The organism is Acinetobacter tandoii DSM 14970 = CIP 107469 (assembly GCF_000400735.1).
In the GTDB taxonomy this organism is placed as follows: Bacteria; Pseudomonadota; Gammaproteobacteria; order Pseudomonadales; family Moraxellaceae; genus Acinetobacter; species Acinetobacter tandoii.
This window is the reverse complement of record NZ_KE007371.1, coordinates 171,508-194,624: the sequence shown is the minus strand read 5'-3', so window position 1 is coordinate 194,624 and position 23,117 is coordinate 171,508. Positions and strand designations below refer to the sequence as shown.

The 23,117-nt window shown below is 43.7% G+C and carries 17 protein-coding genes, 2 tRNA genes and 1 pseudogene; 13 read left to right on the top strand and 7 right to left on the bottom strand.

Annotation, left to right across the window (positions count from 1 at the left end):
• Positions 1-27 precede the first annotated feature (27 nt).
• The 4 genes from I593_RS16600 (at position 28) to I593_RS16585 (ending at position 6,236) form a co-directional block, all read left to right on the top strand.
• Positions 28-390 carry a cation efflux protein, CzcI-like gene (locus I593_RS16600; RefSeq protein ID WP_016168727.1) on the top strand — a complete coding sequence of 121 codons (363 nt, stop codon included), beginning with the start codon at positions 28-30 and terminating at the stop codon, positions 388-390.
• Positions 391-498: 108 nt separating this feature from the next.
• The gene (locus I593_RS16595; protein WP_409360597.1) at positions 499-1,815 is read left to right on the top strand and encodes a TolC family protein; all 1,317 of its coding nucleotides are present in this window, start codon (positions 499-501) and stop codon (positions 1,813-1,815) included.
• Position 1,816: 1 nt separating this feature from the next.
• Positions 1,817-3,064, top strand: coding sequence for an efflux RND transporter periplasmic adaptor subunit (locus tag I593_RS16590; protein WP_016168725.1), 1,248 nt, complete (start codon positions 1,817-1,819; stop codon positions 3,062-3,064).
• A complete protein-coding gene (locus tag I593_RS16585) occupies positions 3,054-6,236 on the top strand; it encodes an efflux RND transporter permease subunit (protein WP_016168724.1) in 3,183 nt (1,060 codons plus the stop codon). Before I593_RS16590 ends, I593_RS16585 begins: the two co-directional genes overlap by 11 nt.
• A 45-nt stretch (positions 6,237-6,281) precedes the next feature.
• On the opposite strand, the pseudogene I593_RS16580 reads toward I593_RS16585, so the two are convergent.
• Positions 6,282-7,086, bottom strand: a pseudogene (locus I593_RS16580) (DUF4198 domain-containing protein).
• A 166-nt stretch (positions 7,087-7,252) separates the two neighbouring features.
• Here I593_RS16580 and I593_RS16575 point away from each other — a divergent pair.
• Positions 7,253-8,224, top strand: coding sequence for a cation diffusion facilitator family transporter (locus tag I593_RS16575; RefSeq protein ID WP_016168722.1), 972 nt, complete (start codon positions 7,253-7,255; stop codon positions 8,222-8,224).
• 28 nt (positions 8,225-8,252) lie between these two features.
• On the opposite strand, the gene I593_RS16570 is transcribed toward I593_RS16575, so the two are convergent.
• The 5 genes from I593_RS16570 to I593_RS16550 form a co-directional block, all read right to left on the bottom strand.
• Positions 8,253-8,594 (bottom strand): hypothetical protein, encoded by a 342-nt coding sequence (locus I593_RS16570; protein ID WP_016168721.1) that lies wholly within the window; start codon positions 8,592-8,594, stop codon positions 8,253-8,255.
• Positions 8,595-8,722: 128 nt separating this feature from the next.
• Positions 8,723-8,798, bottom strand: a tRNA-Glu gene (locus I593_RS16565).
• Between the two features lie 29 nt (positions 8,799-8,827).
• Positions 8,828-8,903: transfer RNA gene (locus I593_RS16560), tRNA-Ala, on the bottom strand.
• 57 nt (positions 8,904-8,960) lie between these two features.
• The gene (gltX, locus tag I593_RS16555; RefSeq protein WP_026440944.1) at positions 8,961-10,469 is read right to left on the bottom strand and encodes a glutamate--tRNA ligase; all 1,509 of its coding nucleotides are present in this window, start codon (positions 10,467-10,469) and stop codon (positions 8,961-8,963) included.
• 124 nt (positions 10,470-10,593) lie between these two features.
• On the bottom strand, positions 10,594-10,890 hold the full coding sequence (locus I593_RS16550) for a hypothetical protein (protein ID WP_016168719.1): 297 nt from the start codon (positions 10,888-10,890) through the stop codon (positions 10,594-10,596).
• Positions 10,891-11,290: 400 nt separating this feature from the next.
• On the opposite strand from I593_RS16550, the gene I593_RS16545 reads away from it, so the two are divergent.
• From I593_RS16545 to I593_RS16510, 8 genes are all read left to right on the top strand, one after another.
• Positions 11,291-12,292: a sulfate ABC transporter substrate-binding protein gene (locus I593_RS16545; RefSeq protein ID WP_016168718.1), complete on the top strand. Its 1,002-nt coding sequence runs from the start codon at positions 11,291-11,293 to the stop codon at positions 12,290-12,292.
• Between the two features lie 175 nt (positions 12,293-12,467).
• Positions 12,468-13,379 carry a 16S rRNA (cytosine(1402)-N(4))-methyltransferase RsmH gene (rsmH, locus tag I593_RS16540; RefSeq protein WP_016168717.1) on the top strand — a complete coding sequence of 304 codons (912 nt, stop codon included), beginning with the start codon at positions 12,468-12,470 and terminating at the stop codon, positions 13,377-13,379.
• A 10-nt stretch (positions 13,380-13,389) separates the two neighbouring features.
• Positions 13,390-13,722: a cell division protein FtsL gene (gene ftsL / locus I593_RS16535; protein ID WP_016168716.1), complete on the top strand. Its 333-nt coding sequence runs from the start codon at positions 13,390-13,392 to the stop codon at positions 13,720-13,722.
• 12 nt (positions 13,723-13,734) lie between these two features.
• Positions 13,735-15,558 carry a penicillin-binding protein PBP3 gene (gene ftsI, locus I593_RS16530; protein WP_016168715.1) on the top strand — a complete coding sequence of 608 codons (1,824 nt, stop codon included), beginning with the start codon at positions 13,735-13,737 and terminating at the stop codon, positions 15,556-15,558.
• A gap of 10 nt (positions 15,559-15,568) precedes the next feature.
• Positions 15,569-17,065, top strand: coding sequence for a UDP-N-acetylmuramoyl-L-alanyl-D-glutamate--2,6-diaminopimelate ligase (locus I593_RS16525; protein WP_016168714.1), 1,497 nt, complete (start codon positions 15,569-15,571; stop codon positions 17,063-17,065).
• Between the two features lie 9 nt (positions 17,066-17,074).
• Positions 17,075-18,484, top strand: a complete 1,410-nt coding sequence (locus tag I593_RS16520) for a UDP-N-acetylmuramoyl-tripeptide--D-alanyl-D-alanine ligase (protein WP_016168713.1) — start codon at positions 17,075-17,077, stop codon at positions 18,482-18,484.
• A gap of 1 nt (position 18,485) precedes the next feature.
• The gene (gene mraY / locus I593_RS16515) at positions 18,486-19,604 is read left to right on the top strand and encodes a phospho-N-acetylmuramoyl-pentapeptide-transferase (RefSeq protein WP_016168712.1); all 1,119 of its coding nucleotides are present in this window, start codon (positions 18,486-18,488) and stop codon (positions 19,602-19,604) included.
• A 70-nt stretch (positions 19,605-19,674) separates the two neighbouring features.
• Positions 19,675-20,478, top strand: coding sequence for a putative RNA methyltransferase (locus I593_RS16510; protein ID WP_026440945.1), 804 nt, complete (start codon positions 19,675-19,677; stop codon positions 20,476-20,478).
• Positions 20,479-20,530: 52 nt separating this feature from the next.
• Here the strand turns inward: I593_RS16510 and ponA are convergent, their stop codons facing one another.
• Entirely contained in the window at positions 20,531-23,056 is a 2,526-nt protein-coding gene (ponA, locus tag I593_RS16505; RefSeq protein WP_016168710.1) for a penicillin-binding protein PBP1a, read from the bottom strand.
• Positions 23,057-23,117: the final 61 nt, after the last annotated feature.

Below are 23,117 nucleotides of genomic sequence, written 5' to 3'. Positions count from 1 at the left end.
TTTATCACCTTATTGCTGAGTTTGTTCATGTTTCAAAGTCTTTGGAACGTGGCAGCGGCATTTTGTGTGCATGAAGAGTCAAAGAGCGTGAGTATGATGCCACATTTTGGACATCATGTTACTGCAAGTTGCGAGTCAAAATCGCATGGAATGGCAAAGAAAAGTACGACACAGCCTACATCTTCCTTCGATTTAGCTGACTTTACACAAGATGATCATAGTGATCATCTACCTTCTTTTGCACATATCATGCTGACAGAAGCACAGCATTCAGCTTTATCTCCTGTCTTTATTCCCAAATTGGTTCAGGTTCAGTTTAACTGGCAAAATCTGTATCAATCGCCCCATTTATTCCTTACCAACCCACCTCCTGTTTTAACCCCGCTATAGGTGGGGTAGCCGAAAATATTGCCCACCACTAATTTTTAACTTTAGTGGGGCATCAACATGTCTTTTAAAACTTCGAAAGTTCCAGATTTCGATCCTATCCGTGTGTCTATGCGTGCAATAGGCTTGGTACTGAGCGTAGCACTTTGCAGTTCGCCTGTATGGGCAGGCGAGCAGCCACAATCACTCACTTTGTCACAAGCTATTCAACGTTCAACAGATTATCAACAGGCTCAAGGTGTGTGGAAAACGCAACAACAAATTGCGACTGCGCACATAAAACAGGCAAAGCTGTGGATAAATCCAGAGTTGTCCATAGAGCAAACGGGCTTTAATTCTGATCAAGATCGGGAACTGGCATTGGGTCTTTCTCAGCGTCTGGATATTTTTGGCGAACGCAAGGCGAATCAAAAACGCGCGAAAATTGCCGAACAGCAAATCGGACTGAAACAGCAGATCTACCTAGCGCAGTTAGAGTTAGCTGTTAAATACTTGTGGTCACAACTGGCGATCTACGAATTGGAACGTCAGGTGGTGCAAGAGCAATTACAGGTGAGTGAAGAAAATCTGAATGCCATTACAAAGCGTTATCAGGCAGGGAGTGTAGCGCTGGTTGATGTTGATCGTGCTCGATTAAGTCATGCTGAAAGTTTACGTTTATTCCGACAGGCTGATTTACAAGTCCAACTGGCAAAACAGTATTTATCAAGTGCTTGGGGAGAGCGGGATCAGTCGGTGGCTGTTGCTCTGAATCCGTCACACTTATGGCCTACAACGACAGCTCAGCAAGTCCAGCAGCATTTAGCCGCCAATTTAATGGAAAAAAATCGACAATTATTGTTGCTTGATTCACATGCCAAAATTGAGCAATTGAAAGCCCAAGCACGTCCTAGCCCTACTGTGAATGTGGGTGTGAATCGCAGTCGATCAGTAGAAACGAATGCGGACAATGCATTAGTGGTCGGTGTTTCAATTCCTTTAAATCTCTTTGACCGTCAGCAATATGGCAAGGAAATCGCACAGGCGCAGCAAACTCAGCTAGAGCAGCAACAGGAATTTTATCTTAAGCAAAATGCCTTGCAGGTTGGGAGTTTACTGACGGAATTACAAGGTCTAGAAGTGCAGTTTAAGGTGTTGCAACAGACGCAATTGCCTTTGGCTCAAACGGTTCAACAAAAGACGTTGCAAGGGTTTAAGGTCGGTAAATTTGCACTTTTGGATGTGCAGCAAGCCACTTTGCAGTTGCAAGAAGTTCGTATGCGTAAAGTTCAGTTGTTGAAAGATGCTTGGCAGTGTGCCCTTGCAGCAGAAAGCCTTAGTTTAGGCATTGATCCTAGTCAGGTCATGAACAAAGATGCGATTGCACAATTAAATCAAAGCCTGTGGCAAGACACACAGGCATTATCAGATATTGGTGGGGGAAATTAACATGTTGAATTTTAAAAATAAGAGATTGAATCAACAGGGAAAAATCTCCCAAAAACTGTTAATCATATTGGTCATTATGATTACGGCAGTGGTGTCCATAGCTGTGTTGTTCTTTACGCAAAAGTCATCTACGAAGGAAGATGAGCACGGACACGGGGAGGCAGAAGAACATGCAGATGAAAAAGGTCATGAAGAAACGGAGGCACATGATGCAGCAATTGCTTTAACGGCTAAACAGGTGACTGAACAAGGGATTCAACTGGCTGTTGCAGAGTTGGGTCCTGTCGTGAAATCGGCAGCCTATCCTGCCAAGTTGGTGGTAAATACTGACTACCAAGCACATGTAGCACCTGCATTTGCTGGGCATGTCGAAGCCGTCTATGTCGAATTGGGGCAGCAGGTAGCGAAAGGACAAGCACTCGCCAGTTTATTGGTGCCAGATCTGGTGGATCAGCAAGCCAGTTTACAAGTGGAACAAGCCAATTTGGAATTGGCACGTCAAGACTACGAGCGCGAGAAAAAGTTATGGTCAGAAGGTATTTCTGCCAAGCAGGATTATCAACGTGCCTATAACGCCTATCAACAAGCGCAGATTCAAGTTAAGGCAACACGCTCTCGTTTATCTGCTTTTGGTGCTCAGTTAAATAGCCAAGGGCGTTATGTACTCAAGGCACCCATCGCAGGAATGATCAGTCAGAAAGATCTGGTGGTGGGGGAGAACGTCCAATTGGCAGATCAATTGTTTGTGATTGACCAGTTGGATCAATTATGGTTGGAATTTATTGCACCGAGCAGTGAATTTGCCACCATTGTGCCAAATCAAAATATTGAGTTTAAATCCTTACAAACGGGAAATGTATTTAAGGCACAAATTCAAAGCTTAAATAGTCAAGCTGATGCGCAAACGGGGCGTCTACAAGTCCGTGCAAAAGTCTTGTCCAATGCAGCAGAATTACGTCCAAATTTAATGGTGAATGTGCAGTTACAACAGCAACAAGTGCAGCAGGGATTACGTATTCTTGCTAGTGCGGTACAGCAAGTGGAAGGGAAAGATGCGGTGTTTGTGGCAACGCAGCATGAACAAAAGCTTGAATTTATGCCTCAAGCTGTGACTTTAGGCGCTCGCTCTAGTGATGGTCAATGGATAGAAGTGCAATCTGGTTTAAATAAGGGGCAACAATACGCAGCACAAGGCAGTTTCTTACTCAAGTCTGAATTAGAAAAAGGAGAGGCGAGCCATGCACACTAAACCACCGCTTCCGCCAGAGGTTGAAACGGCACAGCTTACTTCAGACGGTTTACCTCCGCCAGAAGGATGGTTTGACCGTATTATCCAGTTTTCTATTCGCAATGCCATTTGGGTCATGCTCTTTGTATTGACTTGGATTGGGGTTGGGATTTACAGCTATCAACAATTGCCAATTGATGCTGTGCCCGATATTACCAATACGCAGGTGCAAATTAATACCCAAGCCACAGGTTTTACCGCATTAGAGGTCGAACAACGAATTACCTATCCCATAGAAAATGCCATGGCAGGTTTGCCTGAGTTACAGCAAACCCGTTCCATTTCACGTTATGGTTTGTCTCAGGTCACCATTATTTTTCAGGATGGCACCGATATTTACTGGGCAAGGCAGTTGATTAATCAGCGTCTACAAGAAGCACAGGCAGAACTTCCTGAAGCCATTATTCCGACCATGTCACCTATTTCCACTGGATTGGGGGAAATTTATCAATGGGTAATTAAGGCGGAACCGAATGCGCGTAAGGCAGACGGTACAGCGTATAGTGCGATGGATTTACGTGAAATTCAGGACTGGATTGTTCGTCCACAATTGCAACGTGTCGCAGGTGTTGCGGAGGTCAACTCAATTGGTGGGTATAACAAAACCTATGTGGTCACTCCAGATTTGCAACGCTTACAGCAATTGCAAATTCCACTCAGTGAGTTACAAACTGCGCTGACTGAAAATAATGAAAACCGTGGTGCGGGTTTTATTGAACAGAATGGGCAGCAGCTTACGGTACGGGTGCCAGGTACACTCACTGATATCAAAGCGATTCAAAATGTCAGCATTAGCAATAAAAATGGTTTTCCAATTCGAGTGGCTGATGTTGCAACAGTGTCCATTGGGCATGATTTACGTACAGGTGCAGCAACCTATAACGGAGAAGAAACTGTATTGGGCATCGCCATGATGATGATGGGCGAAAATAGCCGCACCGTCGCCCAAGCTGTAGATGCCAAATTGAAACAGGTTCAACAGTCTTTACCTCAAGGTGTGGTCATTGAAACCGTCTATGACCGTACCAGTCTAGTCGATCGTGCGATACGCACCGTACAGAAAAATTTGGTCGAAGGTGCAATACTGGTTATTGTGATTCTGTTTTTATTTCTGGGGAATTTCCGCGCTGCATTGATCACCGCCTGTGTGATTCCACTTTCGATGCTATTTACTTTAACAGGAATGGCTCAACAGAACATTAGTGCCAATTTGATGAGTTTAGGTGCACTGGATTTCGGCATCATCGTAGATGGTGCTGTGGTGATTGTGGAAAACTGTATTCGCAGATTAGCAGAAGCCCAGCATCGACATCGACGTTTACTCACCCGTTCTGAACGTTTCCGAGAAGTGTTTTTAGCAGCGAAACAGGCACGACGACCATTAATTTTTGGGCAACTGATTATTTTGGTGGTGTATTTCCCGATCTTTGCGCTGTCTGGGGTAGAAGCCAAACTGTTTCACCCCATGGCAATGACGGTGGTGTTAGCCCTGATAGGTGCTATTCTTCTCTCGATCAGTTTTGTTCCTGCCGCAGTAGCATTATGGGTTACAGGAGAGATCAAGGAAAAGGAAAGTCGCTGGATGCTCTGGCTCAAGCAGCAGTACACACGATTACTGAATTGGGCGTATGAATTCAAAGCTTTGGTGCTGACCCTTGCCTTGTGTATTTTATTTTTTACAGGTGTACTTGCCACACAGGTCGGGAGCGAGTTCGCACCGCAATTGAGTGAAGGGGATTTTGCGGTACAACAAATGCGTTCACCCAGTACAGGTCTAGAACAGTCTTTGCGTATGCAGGAAAATACTGAAAAGCTACTGTTAAAAGAATTTCCAGAGATTAAGGCAATTTTTGCGCGTACGGGAACCGCAGAGGTCGCAACAGATGTGATGCCCCCCAATATTTCCGATGCGATTGTATTGTTAAAGCCACGGGAGCAATGGCCAGACGCCAAAGAAAGCCTCGATGGGTTACGTCAACGAATGATCGCTTTTCTGGCGCCTTTACCAGGCAATAACAGCGAGTTTTCTCAACCGATTGAACTGCGTTTTAATGAGCTGATTTCAGGTGTACGCAGTGATGTTGGGGTCAAGATTTTTGGCGATGATATGCAGGTGCTGAATCAGCAGGCGACGCAGATTGCAGAAAAAATTCAGCGGATTTCGGGCGCAACGGCGGTCAATGTTGAGCAAACTAGTGGTCTTCCTTTATTGAATGTAGAGGTGAACCCAGCCTTAGCGGCGCAATATGGTTTGTCGGTCAAAGCGATTCAAGATTTGGTGGCGACCAGTGTGGGTGGTCAAAATATTGGACAAATTCTACAAGGTGATCGACGCTTTGATTTTGTCATTCGTTTAGACGATCAACAGCGAACGCCTGAACATTTAGCCGTATTACCGCTACAAACCGCAAATGGAGGACTCATTCAACTACAAGACGTGGCTAAAGTCGAAACCATTTTGGGCATCAATCAAGTGAGTCGTGAAGATGGTAAACGCCGTATGGTGGTGACCGCCAATGTCGAAGGGCGTGATTTGGGTTCATTTGTACAGGAGCTGCAAACGACGCTGGCAGAGCAGCCTTTACCTGAAGGTTATTGGTTGGATTATGGTGGACAGTTTGAAAATTTAATCTCGGCTAAAAACCGTATGCTCTGGGTGGTACCGCTGGCCTTAATTGCAATTTTTATTCTACTCATGGCCGTGTTTCATAACATCAAAGAGAGCTTGTTGGTGTTTACTGGGGTGCCATTTTCGCTGTGCGGTGGTTTGATTGCTTTATGGTTACGTGATATTCCACTTTCAATGTCAGCAGGTGTAGGTTTTATTGCTTTATCAGGTGTTGCCGTCTTGAATGGTCTGGTCATGCTGACCTTTATTAAAGAGCTACGACAGCATTTAGATATTTACCCTGCTACATGGCAAGGTGCAATTTTGCGTTTACGCCCCGTGTTGATGACGGCTTGTGTTGCTTCATTGGGGTTCATTCCCATGGCTTTGGCGACAGGAACAGGGGCGGAAGTACAACGGCCTTTAGCAACAGTCGTGATTGGTGGAATTTTATCTTCGACGATGCTGACCTTGGTGCTCTTGCCAATTTTGTATCGTTGGATGCATGAAACCAAAGCACCTTAAATGAAAGATGCCTTGATTCTTTTTGAATCAAGGCATTGTTGAGTCTTAAGAATTTGCTTGAGCAACATGCACACTGATAATCGTGGCGTACTGATTTTTCGGAGTCGTTTTGTTATCGAATTTTTCAGACACTTCGATCAAGTAATTTCCTGCATGTGGAAAAATTAATATTGGCACTGCCATTATTTTGTACAGGAATATTGAGTGCTTGAGCTTCAGTTGTGCCTTGAGCACGAACCACTAACTCAGCCTGAGCTAAAGGTTTGTTGGCTTTATGAATTTGGAGCTGAACCGTTTGCTGCGCGATGAGTTGATTTGGATGGGTAGAAAAATTGACTTGAATCGGTGCTGAACTCGCAGCAATCGCAGAAGTCGATTGTTTACTGATATAAGTCTGCAAGGTCCATTCACGAACGGTGTCTACTTTTTTGGGTAATTTGCCCTTAAAGTCGCTAGCAATCACATAATCACGCTCACTTAAAGGCGGGACTTGATCTGTTGTAGCATCGGCTAAAATTTTCCATTGTTTATTATGCTGAACATATTGGATCGGGTAACTGGTTTTGGCAAAAACTGTATAGGTGCCTTTTTCGGGTAGAGGTAAATCAAAGATGGTGGCAGATTTTAAGGTCGTTGTGGGCTGTAAGGTGGCTTGCTTTTGGTTGGGTTGAATAATGGTAAATTGTGGATCTTGGACTGCATATTCTGCATGTAGGGCTTGCTCTGCATAAGCTGCAATAATAGGAATTTGGGTGTTATCTGTGACAAAGGCCAATGGAGCGACATAAGGTTCATGTGCAAAACTATAGCTGCTCAGCATTACCGTAGAAAGAATAACAATTTTTTTCATAACAGAATTCCAATTTCAAAAATGATGCGAGAAGATGAATGAAGTTGTAGCCAATAAATTAAATATGCAAATGATAATTATTTTCATGTATTTTGCAAAGTAAAATAGAGGGTGTAGGTCGAAGCTGGCCACGTTGACTGAAATAAGAATGAATAGAGGCAACAATATGAGTGGATCGCATGGGCATGATCATACACATGCAACCGTGACTGAAAAAAATGCAAAGAAGTTAAGTTTTGCTTTAGCGCTGACCAGTATTTTTTTAATTATCGAAGTCATTGCGGGTTTTATCACGCAGAGTCTGGCATTGCTCTCGGATGCGGCACATATGTTTACCGATGCAGCAGCACTCGCGATTGCTTTGGTTGCTATTAAAATTGGCAAATTGCCTGCAGATAACAAACGGACCTTTGGTTATCAGCGTTTCGAAATTTTAGCAGCTTTATTTAATGCGCTGATGTTGTTTCTGGTTGCCATGTATATTTTATACGAAGCCTATCAGCGTTTTAGTCATCCTCCAGAAATTCAAAGTATGGGGATGCTGGTCGTGGCCGTCATTGGTTTGATCATTAATTTAATTTCCATGCGCATCTTGTTTTCTAGTGCGCAGGAAAGTCTGAATGTGAAAGGCGCTTATTTAGAGGTTTTGAGTGATGCCTTAGGTTCAGTCGGCGTGATTATCGGGGCAATTGTGATTTATTTTACCCAATGGTATTGGGTGGATACGCTGATTGCGGTCTTGATTGGTTTTTGGGTCCTGCCACGGACATGGATTTTACTTAAACAGAGCATTAATATTTTATTGGAAGGGGTACCCGAAGAAATTGACATAGAGCAATTACGCCAAGATTTACTGCAATTGCCTAACGTTGAAAGTATCCATCAACTCAAGGTCTGGGCCATTAGTTCTAAAAATATTCATCTCACTGTACACCTTTACGCCCCACAAGCCGATCAAAAGCAGTTGTATCAGGTAGCTTCCGCGATGCTGCATCAGCAACATGGCATTGCCGAAATGACCTTACAGATTGAAGATGATGAATGTCTGGCACATGCACACAGCCAGCCACACACGCATCAGTCGCATGAGCATGTTCACACGGAACACGAAGTAGAGGATCCTTCACATCAGCATTAAGCTGATGTGAAGTGCTGTGGATGAATAGTTAGATTTCCCACTCATGCTCGCATTCGCGGCATTTCCATTTTTTCTGTGACTGCATGAAGGCTTGCATTGAAATTTTAAAATCAGGTAAATCACGATAAAATAGAAAACCTGCAACGGCACAGATCACAAATACCACAACCGTTGCAATTTGCAGGGTTGAGCCTGCACCATCACCAAATAACCACATAGCGATGCTGATTAATACCAAAAGCAACAAGACAAAAATGGAAGGAACAAGAAATACTAAACTTTTAGGGACAACTGGACGTGCCGCAGGTGCATTGGCTTGGGCAACAGGCATAATCTTCGGACTTTGGCATTTTGGGCAACGGTATTGCATTTCAGCTCCATCATTTTTATCTGGGTTTATTTTAGCGGAATGTTGCACATAGCCAAAATAATTCAGGCAATTTTATGTTGTGTTGAGGCAATAAAAAAGCCACTGTTGAACAGTGGCTTTTTTGAATTTGGCGTCCCTACGGGGATTCGAACCCCGGTTACCGCCGTGAAAGGGCGATGTCCTAGGCCTCTAGACGATAGGGACTTATGAGGCAACACAGGTAAAACGATTTTTGGTGGAGTCAAGCGGGATCGAACCGCTGACCTCTACAATGCCATTGTAGCGCTCTACCAACTGAGCTATGACCCCAGTCTGTGTGAGCGCAATATTAGGGATATTCTGCTCACACGTCAACAGCTAATTTAATTAGGCTTGTTCAATTGCATCATTTTTCGGCAATTTCAGGCTTTCATTCAGTTTTTCCCATACTTTTGCTTCTTTTTTGCTCGGTGCACCCACAATTTCTAGTGCATGACGTAAACGAGCGAAGGTCAAGTCTGGACCTAAAGTCACCATCGATTGCATGACTGGAGTCGAAGAAGTTGAACCTGCAATCGCAATAAAGAAAGTCGGCATGAAGTCACGGAGTTTAATGTTCATCTGGTTGGCTAAATCCATCAGGATTTGACTCACCGTGTCATTATTCCATGTGAACTGGCTTTCTAAACGCCAAATGGCAAACTGTAAACTTTGACGCACTTGTTCTTCAGTCAATTTTTTGCTTTCAAACTGTTCTTTGCTAATTTGAGGCATATGATTGAAATAGAAACCTGCCCAATTCACAGCTTCAGAGAGCAAGTGAATACGTGGTTGAATTGCAGCTGCAATATCTTCTAAGGTATTGCGGTCACTTTTCCAGCTCAACAGACGATCGAGTAACTGACCAGGAGTGAGGGATTTAATCCATTGACCATTCAGCCAATTAAGTTTTTCCACATCAAAAATTGGACCACCTAAAGACACACGTTTCACATCAAAGTGTTCAACCATGTCATTTAAGGTAAAGACTTCACGTTCGTCAGGCATTGACCAGCCCATACGACCTAAGTAGTTCAAGAGTGCTTCAGGCAATACACCGATGTCACGGTAGTAATTGATTGAGGTTGGGTTTTTACGTTTAGACAGTTTTGATTTGTCTGGGTTACGCAACAATGGCATGTGGCACAGAGTTGGCATTTCCCAACCAAAATATTGGTAAAGTAACTGATGTTTTGGTGCAGATGGCAACCATTCTTCACCACGAAGCACATGGGTGATTTCCATTAAGTGATCATCAACCACGTTTGCCAAGTGATAAGTTGGCAAGCCGTCGGTTTTTAATAACACTTGCATGTCGACTTGCGCCCAAGGAATTTCGACCTCACCGCGCAATAAGTCATTAATTTTACACACGCCTTCTTCAGGTACTTTCATACGAATTACGTGTGGTTCACCCGCTGCAAGGCGACGTTGCACTTCTTCTTGGGTGAGTTTTAAGCCACGGCCATCATATTTTTGTGTTTCGCCGCGTGCTTGTTGTTCTTCACGCATTTGATCTAGTTCTTCAGCCGTGGCGAAGCAGTAGAAGGCATGACCTTTTTCAATCAAATCTAAAGCATATTGTTTGTAGATATGCATACGCTCCGATTGGCGATAAGGTGCGTGAGGTCCGCCCACGTCTGGTCCCTCAGACCAATTCAAACCTAACCAGCGTAAAGAATCTAAAATCATTTTTTCAGATTCAGGCGTTGAGCGAAGTTGGTCGGTATCTTCAATACGTAAGATAAATTCGCCGCCGTGTTTTTTAGCAAAACACATGTTAAATAATGCGATGTAGGCAGTTCCTACATGAGGAAACCCTGTAGGGGAGGGAGCAATACGGGTACGAATAGTCATAACAATATTTTCAAAAGATAAACTGAGGCTATTATAACGAAAAAGCCCAATCACTTAATGCTAAATTCAACATTTGTGATTGAGCTTTACACCAATTTTTAAGGGGGAAAATTGGTAGTTCAGATTAGGAATTATTTTGCGGGAAAATTGATTGTAAGAAACGAGAGAAGCGTTCGTTCTGTGTAGCAAAGAAACTTTGTGTAGGTGCAACTTTAATTGCGGTCAACATCTTCAAGTTATTGTCTGTCTGCAAATAATTGTCACCTTGCTTTTGCTGATTGAGAGCTTTCTCAATCAAAGAGACTTTTTCAGAGGCAACGCTTTTATTCATGGTTGCTTTAATGGCAGCCGTATGACCAGTCTGTGCCATCAGACCTAAGCCAAGACTGAGGCAAATAGCTTGAAAATAGTGTAAGTTCATCTCGAATTCCCCTTTAACTCAATATGTTGAGAACTTTTTTATAAAATAGTGTTCTACATACTATAGCTACAATTTAAACATCTTTAGAAACAAAAAGTAGACTTACGTCACACTTTTTACAAAAAGATAAGAAAATCTAAGCGATTCTACGCATCATTGTTACAGTAATGTCGATGTCTTGCTGTTTTAACAAATAAATATGAAGACATCATGAAGATTGTAATATTGTGACAAATTTTAGACCATTTCATGAAATGATTTCAGCATCTTTCTTTGTATATATTGCAACATTTGGTATATCTGAAAATTAGAAAAACTATGAATAAATGCTTATAGCCACATGATTGTGAAAACTGTTTATTAAAAATATAGTGCAAAAAACAGTCATTAGAGTCCAAAAATGAATAAATCTCTCTTTGCATTAGGAATTGCGTTTTTAGCTGGCGTTTCGGGGCACGTCTTTGCAGCAAAAAGTTTCTTGAATGTATCTTATGATCCGACCCGCGAATTTTATCAAGAGTACAACAAGGAATTTGGTCAATACTGGAAGCAGCACACGGGTCAGGACATTGAATTTAAACAATCTCATGGGGGCTCTGGCAAGCAGGCACGCGCTGTGGCAACAGGTTTAGAAGCCGATGTCGTAACTTTGGCCTTGGCCAATGATATCGATGAAATTGTGAAGGTGGGTTATATCGATAAAAATTGGCAAAAAGAATTTCCAAACAATTCGGCTCCCTATACTTCAACTGTCGTTTTTTTGGTGCGTAAGGGCAATCCTAAGCATATTAAAGACTGGAATGATTTGGTAAAGCCGGGCGTAGAAATTATTACGCCTAACCCAAAAACAGGAGGAGCACCACGTTGGATTTATTTGGCGGCATGGGGTTATGCCTTGAAACAACCTGGAGGCAATGATGCCAAAGCACGTGAGTTGGTCAAAAACCTGTATCACAATGTCAAAGTCTTAGATTCAGGCGCGCGAGGTTCTTTAACCACCTTTGCTGAACGTGGCATAGGTGATGTGTTGCTGTCTTGGGAAAACGAAGCTTTGTTGGCAACGAAAGGTTTGGGTAAAGGCGAGTTTGAAATCGTTTATCCTTCGATTTCTATTTTGGCGGAACCTTCAGTCGCGATTGTTGATCGAACCGTTGATAAAGATGGCAATCGCAACTTAGCCAAGGGGTATTTAAATTATTTGTATTCCCCGAAGGGGCAAGATTTAGCAGCAAAATACTATTTCCGTCCACGCAATGCACAGGCAGCAGCCAAGTATGCAGCCCAATTTCCAAAAATCAAATTATTCACGATTGGTGATGTGTTTGGTGGTTGGGCAAAAGCGCAACAAACACATTTTGTAAATGGTGCGATCTTTGATCAGATTTATAATCAAAACAATTAAGATAGCTTAAAACTGTATAAAAAAGTCTCGACCAGAGGCTTTTTTTGCTTGGTGAATACAATAGAAACGGTTTTCTCTATAGAAAGTAATATTTCCCTACAAAAAGACGTTTGGAGCTTTACTAAAACAAGGTAATAATGTGCAGTTAAATTTTTGGTACTTTGATTGCACTGTTATGTCTCATATTTCTGTATTACTTCATGAAACTGTGGATGCCTTATTGGCAGGCCGAAATACAGGAATTTACGTCGATGGCACCTTTGGTCGAGGGGGACATACCCGATTATTGCTTTCAAAACTCGACGCTAATGCGAAAGTTTATGCTTTCGACAAAGATCCACAAGCGCTTGCAGTGGCGGCTGAATTGGCAGCAGAAGATTCTCGTTTTCACATTATTCATGCTAGTTTTGCAGACTTAAAACAAGAATTGGCTGCATTGGGTTTAGAACATGTCGACGGCGTCATGGCGGATTTAGGCGTGTCTTCACCGCAACTTGATCAGGCTGAACGTGGTTTTAGCTTTATGCAGGATGGTCCTTTGGACATGCGTATGGATAACTCGCAAGGACCGACTGCGGCAGAATGGCTGATGCAGATTGAGGAAGAAGCTTTAGCGAATGTGATTTTTCAATATGGTGAAGAACGTTATAGCCGTCGCATTGCCAAAGCAATTAAAGCAGCAGGTCAAATTGACACCACGCGTCAGTTAGCAGAAATTGTAAAAGTTGCACATCCAAAGTGGGAAAAAAATAAACATGCTGCAACGCGTACATTTCAGGCAATACGTATTGCGATTAATAAAGAATTAGAAGATATTGAAGCTTTCCTACCTCAAGCGGTTGAGGTGTTAAAACCAGAAGGTCGTTTAGCAGTCATTAGTTTCCATTCCCTAGAAGATCGACTGATTAAACAATTTATTCAAAAAGAATCGACTTTGGCAGAAGACACAGGATGGGGTCTACCACAACAACAGCAAGATACCCGTCGTTTGAAAAAAATTGCACGTGTGCGTGCGAGTGAAGAAGAAGTGAAAGCCAATCCACGTTCACGAAGTGCTTGGCTTCGTGTTGCGGAACGCTTAGTTTAAAAGGCAAACAATGAAAACTGAAGCAGTCGAAAAGAAAGCGGAAAAATTTCGGACGAAAAAATATATCACTTATGCTTGCCTGTTAATTTTGGTTTTCATTAGTGCAATTATGGTGGTCTTTCAGGTATTTGAATATCGACATGACTATCGTGAGTTAAGTTCATTTATGCGCGAGCGCGATGACTTAAATGCCGAGTGGGGGCGATTGTTAATTGAGCAGCAGACCTTTGGTGCAACCGCACAAATTGGAACTCGTGCAGTGACTCAGTTACGTATGTATTCTCCGCCTGCCGCACAAACGGTTGTGATTTCTTTACCAATGACTTCAGATGAAAATAAATAAGGCTAGCTGTATATGGTAGACAAGCAGACTAAGCAACCACGTAAAAAACAGCAGTCAATTACGGGTAAAAATGCCATTAGTGTAGAGATGTGGCGTTTTTATCTGATGTGGGCCGTGGTGTTACTGTGCTTTTTGGCATTGGTCGGTCGTGCATTCTATGTGCAAGTGATTAACCGTGACTTTTTACAAAATAAAGCCAATGCCAATATTTTACGGACTGAAAAACTCAAAGCAATGCGTGGCGTGATTTATGATCGTCATGGTGTGCCTTTGGCAATCAGTACCCCTGTAATGAAAGTCGTGATTGATCCACGTGACTATTTTGATAATAAAAAATTATTTGATGACATTACTGCTGAATTGGCGAAAGATCCGCATAACCGAAAATTAAAGCGCCAATTGCCAGAAAAGAACCTTAATCTGGATGAGTTGGCTGATGCTGTTGGGATGGATCGGGCAGAGCTTAAGAAAAAACTATATGAACGTCCTCGCTCTCGCTATCTAGTGCTACAAAAAGAAATTCCGCCACAGCAGGCTGAGTTGATTGAAAAGCACGAATTCCAAGGCGTCTATACCGAAAAAAATTATAAGCGATATTATCCGCAGCCACAGCCGAATGCACAAATTATCGGCCTGACCAATAGTGAAGGCGTGGGTATTGAAGGTTTGGAAATGCAGCTCAACAAACGCCTTGCGGGTGTGGATGGCGAGCAGCAAGTGGTACGTGATAAGAAAGGAAACCGTGTAAAAGACCCAGAGATCGTGAAAGAGGTGGAGTCAGGGGAAAATATTACCCTGAGTATCGATTCACGCCTGCAATATATTTTATACCGTGAACTGACTGCCGCGGGTGTGGCGAACAATGCACGTTCGGCATCAGCAATTGCTGTAGATGTAAAAACGGGTGAAATTTTGGCGATGACCAGTTGGCCATCATATAACCCAAATGATAAAAATGGTTTGGCAAACAAGGATGCCATGCGTAACCGTGGTGCAACAGATATGTTTGAACCAGGTTCAACCATGAAACCATTAACAGTGGCTATGGCATTGGAAACAGGGAAATACATGCCAACAACCGTAGTGAACACATCACCAGGGTCTATGCGAGTAGGTAACCATACTATTCGTGATACTCATAACTACGGACAACTGACTTTGGCAGGGATTATTCAGAAATCGTCTAACGTAGGTGTGGCGAAAATTGCCTTATCTTTACCTTATGCAACTTTACCAACTTTTTTAAAGCGAGTGGGTTTTGGTCAGCGTTCAGCAGTCAAATTTCCGGGTGAAAGTTCAGGTATGGTGCTTCCACCAAGCAAGTGGAATGTATCTGAGGTTGCGACCATGGCGTATGGTTATGGGATTAACGCAACTGTACTGCAAATGGTCGATGCGTATGCCATGTTAGCCAATCATGGGGTAAAAGTTCCTCTGAGTCTGTATAAGCTAGAAGAACCGCCTAAAGGTCAACAAATGATTGATCCGAAAATTGCCGATCAAGTGTTGTTGATGATGGAAGCGGTGACGCTACCAGGTGGTACAGCACGTCAAGCCAATATACCGGGTTATCGTGTAGCGGGTAAAACAGGGACTGCACATAAATTACGTGCGGACCGTAAAGGTTATTCGGAAAAAGAATATCGTGCATTATTTTCAGGGGTTGCGCCTGTGAGTGATCCACGTCTCGCGATTTTTGTGGTCGTGGAAAATCCGCAAGGTCAATATTATGGTGGCTTAGTTGCTGCGCCTGTCTTTGCTCGAGTGATGCAAGAGTCACTCCGTTTAATGAATGTGCCTTTAGATAAGCCTTTAGACACACCAAAAATCCAGTAATAGGTGCTAAATGTCAATTACATTTCAAGAACTGCATCCTTCTGATCAGATCGCTGGATGGATGAATCAACCTTTTCAAGGCTTTTGTTTAGACAGCCGTTATGTGCAAGCAGGGCAAATTTTTATTGCCCTTAATAGCTTGAGCCAGCCTGAGAAAACTGTGCAATTTGCTCAAGCAGCATTGGACAAAGGTGCTGTGGCTATTATTAGTGAAACTGAGCTGGGGCTTTCTCCAAGTTTAGTGGTGCCTGATGTGCGTCATTTAATGGGCACATGGCAAAAACAATATTTGCAAGCGGTATCGCCAACCGCAGCACTACAGATTTTGGCTGTGACAGGTACAAATGGCAAAACGACAATTTCACGTTTGGTTGCAGAATTGTTGATGTTGCAAGGACAACCTTGCGCAGTGATGGGTACTACAGGCAATGGCATACTTCCACATCTGGAAAGCTCTTCACATACCACCTTGGATGCCTTGCAGTTGCAAAATGCTTTGCATGGTTATGCGAAACAAGGTGCAAAATTTGCTTCGATTGAAGCAAGTTCGCATGGTTTAGAGCAAGGTCGTTTAACGGGTTGCGCAATTGAAATAGCAGCGTATAGCAATTTAAGTCGTGATCATTTGGATTATCACGGTACGCTCGAGGCCTATGCTGAGGCGAAGGCTCGACTATTCCAATTCACCTCATTAAAAGTAGCCGTCATTAATCTTGATGATGAATATGCGCCTATCATGCTCGCCGCAGCACAAGCTAATCCAGCAAAACCGCAGATTTTGACGTATTCCATGACGCAAGCCGCAGATTATCAAGTTCAAGATATTGAATATAGTTTGTCTGGCGCGCACTTTAGTTTGATGACCACTCAAGGCCAGTTCATAGTACAAAGCCCACTGCTTGGACATTTTAATATCGAAAATTTAGTGGCAAGTTTGATTGTGGCGCAACAAGCAGGCTTTGATTTGGCGCAGTTGATTGCAACAGTCCCTCAGCTCAAAGGTGCACCGGGACGCATGCAGGTGATTCGTGATAATGCGCGCTTGTTTTTAGTGGATTATGCACATACACCAGATGCCTTGGTACAAGTCTTAACTACTCTAAAACGTCATGTAGAGCAGAATTTATGGGCGGTGTTTGGCTGTGGTGGTGATCGAGATCGGGGGAAACGCCCACTGATGACTCAAGCAGCTTTAAATGGTGCAGATGTGGTGCTGTTAACCTTAGATAACCCACGGACGGAAAATCCTGAACAGATTTTTGCCGATATGAAGGCAGGTATTGATTTCTCTGGCCATGTGGTACATGAGATACATGACCGTCGTGAAGCAATTAAATTTGCGGTAAAAACTGCACAAGCAGGTGATATTGTCGTAATCGCGGGCAAAGGGCACGAGAACTATCAAGAAATTGAAGGTGTTCGTCACTGGTTTGATGATGTGGTTGAAGTACAGGCGGCGATTGATGCACAACAGCTCGCCACAAATTCAGCATATCCCGCGCAATAGGAAATTAAGATGCATACTTCAACCACCAGTACGGTTCCTTTAGAACCTTGGACTGCGACAGAATTACTAGAAGCAACTCAAGGCTATTGGTTGCATGATCGGCAGCCAAGTGGTGAAATTAAACGAATTTTGACTGATTCACGTCATGCGGAACACGGTGATGCATTTTTAGCGCTCAAAGGTGAGCGTTTTGATGCACATGATTTTGTTGTGAAAGTTGTGCAGCAGGGCTGCGAGGTGGCAATTGTCAGTCATCCTGTAGATGCTGATATTTGTCAGTTGGTCGTGCCTGATACGCGTTTGGCTTTAGGGCATTTGGGGGCTTATCGACGTTCGCAGCAGCAAGACTTAAAAGTGATTGCTTTGACAGGCAGTAGTGGTAAAACCACCACCAAAGAAATGCTCGGTAGTATTTTGTCGCGTCTTGAACCGACCCTGATTACGCGCGGTAATTTGAACAATGATTTGGGTGTTCCGATGATGTTGTTAGAGTTACGCGCAGAGCATCGTTATGCGGTTATGGAGTTGGGCGCCAGTCATCAGGGTGAAATTGATTACACTTCACAATTGGTTCAACCCCATGTAGCAGGTATTCTGAATATCGGAACAGCGCACTTGGGTGAGTTTGGCGGTCGTGACGGGATTTGTCGTGCCAAATCTGAAATTTATGCGCATATCGCTCCGACGGGGACCGCGATAGTTCCTGCAGCAGATGATTTTACCGATCAAATTCGCCAAGTGGTACACACAGATCAAGTCTTGAGTTTTGGTCAGGGTGGCGATGTCTATGCTTCAGATGTGCAGTTACAACCGCAATCGGCAAGTTTTACCTTGCATACCCCGCAAGGTGAGCGAACTGTAAATTTACCCTTTGCAGGTGAGCATAATGTGCAGAATGCCACAGCTGCTGTTGCTTTTGCACTGGCGATCGGCATTGACCTAGATGATATTGTACTTGGTCTAGAGCAGGCAAAAGGTGCCAAAGGTCGTCTGAACTTTATTCAGAAAGCCCCTTATCTGTTCATTGATGATACTTATAATGCCAATCCAACTTCCATGCGTGCTGCGGGTGAAGTGCTTGCACAGCAAGACGGTGTCCGTGTGATGGTCATTGGAGACATTGGTGAGCTGGGTCAAAGTGCGGCACAGCAACACTATATGCTGGGGCGTGATTTGGTCTCGATCAAAGGCATTAATTTCGTGGTGGCGGTCGGTGAATTCTCCCCTGCAACGCAAGAAGGTGCGCGCAGTACTCAATATGGTAAAAAATTACAGGCTTTCTTGAATCAAGAACAAGCCTTACCGTTTTTAATTAGTTTAGTCGAAACACATCAACCCCAGTCGATGAGTTTCCTGTTTAAAGGTTCTCGTTATACCCATATGGAAACGTTGATGACTGACTTGATGGAGAAACTCTAAAATGCTGTTATGGTTATTTGAACAGCTTGCGGGCTATCACAGCTCATTCCAAGTAGTACGCTATTTAACATTACGTTCATTGCTCAGCGTTTTGACCGCACTTTCCATTGGATTGGTGCTGGGTCCAGTCATGATCCGTAAGTTACAAGCCTTAAAATATGGTCAGGCGGTGAGTACCTTTGCTCCAGAAAACCATGCCAAGAAGATGGGTACACCGACCATGGGTGGGGTCTTGATTCTACTCTCGATTGGGATTTCAACCCTACTCTGGGCGGACTTATCTAACCCATATGTCTGGATTGTCTTAGGCGTGATGGTGATTTTTGGTGCTGTCGGCTGGGCAGATGACTGGATCAAAATTCGCTATAAAGACAATGCTGGTTTGCCAGCGCGGAAGAAGTTTTTCTGGACATCGGTTGCGTCGATAGGTGCGGGCATTGCGTTGTATGTGATTGCTAAACAACAAGATAATCCAGTGCATACCGCGAATATGCTGGATTTGCTGATTCCATTCTTCAAGAACCTCAGTATTCCATTGTCAGCGATACCTTTAGGGATTGGCTTTATTATCTTTACCTATCTGGTGATCAACGGGGCATCCAATGCCGTGAACCTGACGGATGGTCTGGATGGTCTGGCGATCATGCCGATTGTACTGGTGGCTGCGGGTCTAGGTGTCTTTGCCTACTTGGCGGGTGATGTACGTTTTGCTAACTACTTACATATTCCTTATGTTAAATATTCCTCGGAACTGGTGGTGATCTGTGCAGCGATGATTGGCGCAGGTTTGGCTTTCCTCTGGTATAACGCACATCCTGCTCAGGTATTCATGGGTGATGTCGGTGCTTTATCGTTGGGTGCGATGCTGGGTACGATTGCCGTGATGGTTCGTCAAGAAATCGTATTTGCAATTATGGGTGGTGTATTTGTGGTAGAGGCGATTTCGGTCTTCCTTCAAATTGGTTCACTGCGCATGCGCAATAAGCGGGTGTTCTTGATGGCACCGCTGCATCATCATTACGAGAAAAAAGGCTGGCGTGAAACCCAAGTGGTGATTCGTTTCTGGATTATCACAATTATGCTGGTGGTTTTGGGTCTAATGACTTTAAAATTGCGCTAAGCAAAATCCGTAAAAATAAGGTCGGCATATGCCGACCTTTTTATTTTATGGGCAGTTTTTGGAGAATATGATGAATCTAATCATGTGCCCTGTATGTCGTGAGAAATTAAGTTTGGTCGAAAAGACGTGGCAATGTGAGAATCGTCATAGTTACGATGTGGCTAAACAAGGTTATGTGAATTTACATGTGGTACAGCATAAGCACAGTAAAACACCTGGGGATACGGTTGAATCGGTACAAGCGCGTCGTGCATTCTTGAGTGCGGGGTTCTATGCGCCTTTGCAGCAGGCTGTGGTAGAGAAATTACGTCAGCTTCGCATTGAAAACCTGTTGGATATTGGCTGTGGTGAAGGCTATTACACTGCTGCTATGCAGTCTGAAGTATTGCAATGTGTCGGTGTGGATATTGCGAAAAATGCGGTGCAGGTTGCGGCTAAACTAAATCCAGAAGTGACTTGGGTGGTGGGTACGGGTGCAACCTTACCTGTATTAGATCAATCGATTGATTTGTGTAGCAGCCTATTTAGTCCTATTCCGCAGCAAGAAATCTTACGTGTTTTAAAAGACAAAGCTTACTTGTTGGTGGTGACGCCTGCACCAGAACATTTGTTTGCTTTGCGGGAAGCATTGTTTGAGGAAGTCAAACCACATGAGCCGAATAAATTTGTACAGCAACTGGCTTCTGATTTCGACTTGCTTGAATCGCAGGTGGTGAGTGCTGAATTGCAGTTGCCGCAACAACAGTTAAAGAACCTGGTTGCAATGACGCCCTACGCTTACAAAGCTAAGGTTGAACGACGGAGTGCATTGGAAGCATTAGCTGAGTTTCGCGTAACCGCACAGTTCCAATTGTATTTATTTCAAAAGAAATAAGCTTATAAAAAAGCCCTCAAATAGAGGGCTTTTTTACGCCGTCATGCATCGCTTATTGGAACTGATCAATCAGATGTTCAATGGCATCAGCCTTTTTTGTCGCAGGTGCGTTTTGCATGGCTGGAGGTGCTTGATCACTTGGAGTCAACGGCTCTTCATCAGGTAAGTCATCAAAATCACGTTCAGGTGCCCGTGCGGGTGCAGCAGGTTTAGGGCGTGATAATGGCTGAGCCAAAGGTGGTGAAGAGCGGTAGTCCTTTTTGGTCTCACCTTCGATAAATTGGGTGTCATTGTGCAAAGTTGGTGCTTTGGCATTTTGATCCAAATGTACCCAAGCAGATGGTGTGCCTTTTAGAGCATTGTCCATAAAGTTGGTCCAGATCGGTAGTGCAGCAACGCCACCATATTCACGACGACCTAAAGTGGTGGGTTGGTCAAAGCCGACCCATGCAATACTGACCAATTTGCCATTAAAACCAGCAAACCACGCATCTTTAGCATCATTGGTGGTTCCTGTTTTACCCCCCAAGTCATCACGACCAATTTTGAGTGCAGCACGGCCAGTACCGTGCTGAATCACATCTTTGAGGATGTTGGCCATATCAAAAGCTGAACTGGATTTTAAAATACGCTGTGCTTGGCGATATTCTGGATTGGTCGCACTTGGCTCCGTAATTTTGGCTTCCGCAGCTTGGTTGGTGACCTGAATGACTTCATCGTCAGGTGTTACAGGTGCTGCTGAATCAGAAGCATCTTCTTTTGCATTAATGCATTCGATACAAGCATATTCTGGATTGGATTGATAAATGACTTTGCCATACGCATCTTCAATACGATCAATAAAGTGTGGTTGAATGCGATAACCACCATTGGCAAATGTGGCATAACCTGTTGCCATTTGAATTGGTAGGACTTGCGGTGTCCCTAAGGCGATGGTGTAGTTATTGGGGATTTGATCCTCTTGCAGACCAAAATCCATAAATAACTGGCGAGTACGTTCAATCCCTACAGCTTGAAGTAAACGGACGGAAACAGTATTACGTGATAAATAGAGGGCGCGACGTAATGGAATCATACCCAAATAGCGGCCATCTGAATTTCGAGGTGACCACTTGCCAATGGTAATTGGGCTGTCGTTGACCATGGTAAAAGGCGTCATGCCACGCTCTAAAGCCAAAGCATAAACAAAGGGTTTAATGGTCGAACCAGGTTGACGCCAGCCCTGTAAGGCACGGTTGAATTTAGATTGATAAAAATTATAACCACCGACAACCGCTTCAATCGCCCCATTGTTTGGATTCAACGCAATCAGTTGACCTTGTACCTTGGGAATTTGAACCAAGGCCCATGAGCTTTTGTCGGCATTGGGTCTTAAGCGCACAATATCTTTGACTTTGACAATTTGAGATGCACGACTGGGTGCAGCACCAACACTGTTGGCGTTGCGATAGGGGCGCGCCCAAGACATGCCAGACCAAGGCACTGTCACGCTAGAACCATCCTGCATAAAGGCTTCAAAAGAAGTATCGTTGACTTTGGTTACTTTGGCAGGATAGGTGTTGGCATAGGCGGTAAACTGTTTTAGATCTTTATCGTGGGCTTCTGCACCACGCCAGCCATGGCGTCGGTCATAGGCTTCCAAACCATCTTGTACCGATTGTTCTGCGAAGAATTGGCGTTGGCTATTGATGGTCGTATAAACTTTATACCCAGAATCAATCGCTTGCTCACCAAATTTACTGACCAATTCTGAGCGAACCATTTCCCCGACGTACGGAAACAAATTGCTCACGCCACGGTCAGGCATGTCTAGGTTGATGGGTTCAGCAATTGCAGTTTGATATTGTTCTTGGTTGATATAGCCCAGTTGTAACATACGACCCAAAATCCAGTTGCGACGCTCTAGTGCACGCTCTGGATTAGCGACGGGATTGTATTTTGAAGGTGCTTTTGGAAGACCTGCAATCATAGCCATTTGTGCAATGCTTAAATCTTCAAGGTTTTTGTTGTAGTAAATCTTGGCAGCAGCAGCGATCCCATAGGCATTTTTACCCAAAAAAATCTTGTTCACATAGAGCGTGAGAATTTCTTCTTTACTCAGGTTTTGCTCAATCTTGCGCGCAAGGAAAACCTCGGTCAATTTACGCTTTAAAGTGCGTTCAGGGCTAAGGTAATAGTTTTTTGCCACCTGCATGGTAATGGTCGAGCCACCTGTTTGAACATTTGACCCTGTAATGCTTTCACTGACCGCGCGTCCTAGCCCCTTAAAACTAATGCCACTGTGTTCAAAAAAGGCCGAATCTTCTGCAGCCAAAAAAGCATGAATGAATGTACGTGGGATTTGATCATACTCAACAGGTACAGAAAGTTTGCCACCATATTCTGCAATCAGTTGTTGATCTGCACTATAAACTTGTAATGGTTTTAATAAGGGTGCTTTTTTTAAGATGCTCATTTCAGGCAAAGAGGGGGCAATATAGAGATACATGCCATAAAACCCCATAGGAATTGCGACCAAGACTATAATTATGATCAAAAAAAATGGATGAACACGGCCTGAACAAGATAGCTTTTTCATAACAAGTAAGTTTTAATAGGAGCTAATGGCAAACTAATTGGTGGTCAGTATAGCCGTTTAC

Excerpts from the sequence above, each read along its gene's own strand:
- I593_RS16600 (WP_016168727.1), top strand. The coding sequence starts at position 28 with ATGTTTCAAAGTCTTTGGAACGTGGCAGCGGCATTTTGTGTGCATGAA.
- I593_RS16595 (WP_409360597.1), top strand. The coding sequence starts at position 499 with ATGCGTGCAATAGGCTTGGTACTGAGCGTAGCACTTTGCAGTTCGCCT.
- I593_RS16590 (WP_016168725.1), top strand. The coding sequence starts at position 1,817 with ATGTTGAATTTTAAAAATAAGAGATTGAATCAACAGGGAAAAATCTCC.
- I593_RS16585 (WP_016168724.1), top strand. The coding sequence starts at position 3,054 with ATGCACACTAAACCACCGCTTCCGCCAGAGGTTGAAACGGCACAGCTT.
- I593_RS16575 (WP_016168722.1), top strand. The coding sequence starts at position 7,253 with ATGAGTGGATCGCATGGGCATGATCATACACATGCAACCGTGACTGAA.
- I593_RS16570 (WP_016168721.1), bottom strand. The coding sequence starts at position 8,594 with ATGCAATACCGTTGCCCAAAATGCCAAAGTCCGAAGATTATGCCTGTT.
- gltX (WP_026440944.1), bottom strand. The coding sequence starts at position 10,469 with ATGACTATTCGTACCCGTATTGCTCCCTCCCCTACAGGGTTTCCTCAT.
- I593_RS16550 (WP_016168719.1), bottom strand. The coding sequence starts at position 10,890 with ATGAACTTACACTATTTTCAAGCTATTTGCCTCAGTCTTGGCTTAGGT.
- I593_RS16545 (WP_016168718.1), top strand. The coding sequence starts at position 11,291 with ATGAATAAATCTCTCTTTGCATTAGGAATTGCGTTTTTAGCTGGCGTT.
- rsmH (WP_016168717.1), top strand. The coding sequence starts at position 12,468 with ATGTCTCATATTTCTGTATTACTTCATGAAACTGTGGATGCCTTATTG.
- ftsL (WP_016168716.1), top strand. The coding sequence starts at position 13,390 with ATGAAAACTGAAGCAGTCGAAAAGAAAGCGGAAAAATTTCGGACGAAA.
- ftsI (WP_016168715.1), top strand. The coding sequence starts at position 13,735 with ATGGTAGACAAGCAGACTAAGCAACCACGTAAAAAACAGCAGTCAATT.
- I593_RS16525 (WP_016168714.1), top strand. The coding sequence starts at position 15,569 with ATGTCAATTACATTTCAAGAACTGCATCCTTCTGATCAGATCGCTGGA.
- I593_RS16520 (WP_016168713.1), top strand. The coding sequence starts at position 17,075 with ATGCATACTTCAACCACCAGTACGGTTCCTTTAGAACCTTGGACTGCG.
- mraY (WP_016168712.1), top strand. The coding sequence starts at position 18,486 with ATGCTGTTATGGTTATTTGAACAGCTTGCGGGCTATCACAGCTCATTC.
- I593_RS16510 (WP_026440945.1), top strand. The coding sequence starts at position 19,675 with ATGAATCTAATCATGTGCCCTGTATGTCGTGAGAAATTAAGTTTGGTC.
- ponA (WP_016168710.1), bottom strand. The coding sequence starts at position 23,056 with ATGAAAAAGCTATCTTGTTCAGGCCGTGTTCATCCATTTTTTTTGATC.